The sequence below is a fragment of the Prevotella sp. P6B4 genome (assembly GCF_000619985.1).
In the GTDB taxonomy this organism is placed as follows: domain Bacteria; phylum Bacteroidota; class Bacteroidia; order Bacteroidales; family Bacteroidaceae; genus Prevotella.
Map to the genome: position 1 here is coordinate 1 of NZ_JHVE01000041.1, position 2,813 is coordinate 2,813.

A 2,813-nucleotide genomic window follows, 5' to 3' on the forward strand; every position below is an offset into this window, starting at 1 on the left:
GTAAACTGTCAATTTTGACGTATTGTGCATGAAATGGGAAAATGATACCTTTGGGCTCGTTTTAAGAATGAGACAAATGGTATACAGTAGTAAAGATTTTGAGAGCCTTTGGTTTTTGTACCAGGCTGAGGGCCTCCCGAAGAATATCTCGATAGAGGAATTCTGCACAAAGCACGGGGTTGATTTCCCAACTTTCGACAAATGGTACAGGAAGACGCATAAGAAGGTTTATCCGATAGCAGTGACTGGGATGCCCGCTGAAGAAGAGGCTGAGATTCAGTCAGAAGCAGCAAAGGTGAGTGAGGAGAGTAAGGTGCACGATCCCGTGAGGCATCCCTTTAAGTATCCTGCAGACCGGGTGGCCAACATCAACAAGAAGATCTCCATCAGCATCAAATTCCCCGACGGGATGAAGATTGTGAAGACGGGAATAAGTTTCACCGAACTCAAGCATCTGATTGAGAGATTGGAGGTGGTATGCTGACCATTTCCGGATTAAAGAAATTCTATTTCGTACCCGATATCAATGATATGCGCTGTGGCGCTCACAGGCTGCTTGAAATCGTAAAACACAAGCATCATCTCAACACCAGCAATGGTGACGTATTTATCTTCATGTCGAAGAACCAGAGAACGGTTAAGATGGTGAATTTTGAGGAGAATGCCTATTATGTACACCAGAAGACTTTTGCCAACGGATACACGTTTATGAAACTGAAGTTTGTAGAGGACAAACCTGTCTATTCCATCGACTGGAAAGATCTGGTGGCAGTGCTCGAATCACCTGTGATTAAGCAACTTACAATTAAATAGAATACCTGTAAAAATAAAGTGTTAAACTTTGTGTAAAACGTTGATAATCAGCAAATTAAATGACTAAAAAGCTTGCATATCTCGAAAATTTTTTGTACCTTTGTAGAGTAATTAGAAGGTATGGAGAAGGACGAATTATTGAAGCGAGTGCTGATGATGCAACGTCTGCAGGGGATGGGAACGGAGCCAATCTCTGCGGAAGATCCATACGCTTCTATGGAAAAAGACCAGCTGATATCAATGATACACTTCCTTGTTAAACGCGAGGATGAGAGGGCTCAGGAGAACCAGGAGCTGAAGGATATGGTGAAGGACCTGAGGGATACCCATAAGCAGGATGTGAAGACTCAGACAAACCTGCTGAAGTCTATCGACAGACTGACCAATCAGGTGGCTGACCTCACCACTCAGAACAAGACTCTTCAGCAGAAGGTTAACGACCTGCTCTCGCAGATATCAGTGGGTAACAAAGTCCGCTTTGGCTCTACCAGTCAGAAGGGCACCAAGAAGAAGGCTGCACCTGTACAGGACAGAGAGAAAGATAAGGACGACTTCGATGGTACGAATGGTGCGGTTTTGAGCTCTACTTCACAGACAGATACATCATCTTCAGACGCTGATCCGGAGTCAGCAGAGCAGACTAAGAAGAGTTACGAGAACCGCATAGGCCTGAAATACCAGACGATGAATGCTGATAACCGCATCGTACACGAGTCGGATGTTAATCTTCTCCCCGAAGGAGCTACAATTATCAAAAGTGTTTACGAGTCTACTTACGAGCAGGTATCCTATATTGTACAGCACGATTACGAGATGATTATCTACAAGGATAAAGACGGTATTATGCGCAAGGGTTACTTCCCCAAAGCAGAGGAATCAGCAGAGATTGACCGCATCCCAGGCACTCACGCCTCATGCTCGCTGCTTGCCAATCTTGTATTCAACAAGTACCACATGAACACTCCGGTTTACCGCGAGATGGTGCGCTTGCTTAACAATAAGATGAACGTCAGCCGCAATACCGTATACAACTGGTTTGTTAAAGGATCAGAGTATCTGAATAAGGTGCTTCCAATCCTGAAGGAGAAGCTTCTGGCCAAGGGTGCTGTTGTAAACTGCGACGAGACATGGTGCAGAGTGAAGGTAGCCGGTAAGTACGGTAAGAAATACATCTGGTGCATGGTAAACAAGGAAGCCAAAATAGCTGTCTACTTCTACGATGACGGAAGCCGTGGTCGCAAGGTGCTCCGTGAATTCCTTGACAGGACCGAGATAGATGCTCTCCAGTCGGATGGATTCAATGTCTATATGTATCTGGACAAGGAACTGGTGGATGTGGATCACCTGTGCTGTCTTGCCCATGCAAGAGCCAAGTTTAAATATGCTCTTGAGCAAGGTAAGGATGAAGAAGCCGAATACTTTATCAGGAATATCGGACGGCTGTATGATTTGGAAGAACTGTATCGGATGAGGCATCTTACTCCAGAGCAGATACGGCAAGAAAGGCAAGGCGAAAAGACGATCAAAATCATCACCCAGATACGGCAGCGGTTAGATAAACTTTTGGTAGACGGAAATGGTATGAGAGGAGACCTAATGCAGAAGGCTCTTAACTATCTGAAGAGCTTCTGGGATCAACTCTTCCTATACATAAAAGATGGTCGTTATTGCATCGACAACTCACTTGCAGAACGCACGCTTCGCCCTATGACTGTAGAGCGCAAAAACTCGCTGACTTTTGGTAGCCATGCTGGTGCTAAAGTGTCAGTCATCTACCACACGTTTATCGAGACGTGTAAGATGTGTGGCGTATCAACGCTGGAGTATTTTAAGGAATTCTTCAAGGCAATCATGCAAGGAAGAACAGATTATGAGAACATGTTACCGATGAACATCGGTATTAAAAAATAATAAAGTTTAATACGATTTAGACGCTTCAGGTAGCGATAGCTGCCCTAAAAGGCTGTTTTTAAGCTTGGACGTCAAAATTGACAGTTTAC

At 44.5% G+C, this 2,813-nt stretch carries 3 protein-coding genes; all 3 read left to right on the forward strand.

The genetic code is table 11. From position 1 onward, the window contains the following. Positions 1 to 76: 76 nt before the first annotated feature. The 3 genes from T491_RS17250 (at position 77) to T491_RS0115155 (ending at position 2,724) form a co-directional block, all read left to right on the forward strand. Entirely contained in the window at positions 77 to 484 is a 408-nt protein-coding gene (locus T491_RS17250) for a hypothetical protein (protein ID WP_197018887.1), read from the forward strand. After that, a complete protein-coding gene (gene tnpB, locus T491_RS0115150; protein WP_028904625.1) occupies positions 478 to 813 on the forward strand; it encodes an IS66 family insertion sequence element accessory protein TnpB in 336 nt (111 codons plus the stop codon). The genes T491_RS17250 and tnpB overlap by 7 nt, the downstream gene beginning before the upstream one ends. A 120-nt stretch (positions 814 to 933) precedes the next feature. Further along, positions 934 to 2,724, forward strand: coding sequence for an IS66 family transposase (locus tag T491_RS0115155; RefSeq protein ID WP_028904626.1), 1,791 nt, complete (start codon positions 934 to 936; stop codon positions 2,722 to 2,724). Positions 2,725 to 2,813: the final 89 nt, after the last annotated feature.

Coding starts and splice junctions, on each gene's coding strand:
- T491_RS17250 (WP_197018887.1), top strand. CDS start 77: ATGGTATACAGTAGTAAAGATTTTGAGAGCCTTTGGTTTTTGTACCAG.
- tnpB (WP_028904625.1), top strand. CDS start 478: ATGCTGACCATTTCCGGATTAAAGAAATTCTATTTCGTACCCGATATC.
- T491_RS0115155 (WP_028904626.1), top strand. CDS start 934: ATGGAGAAGGACGAATTATTGAAGCGAGTGCTGATGATGCAACGTCTG.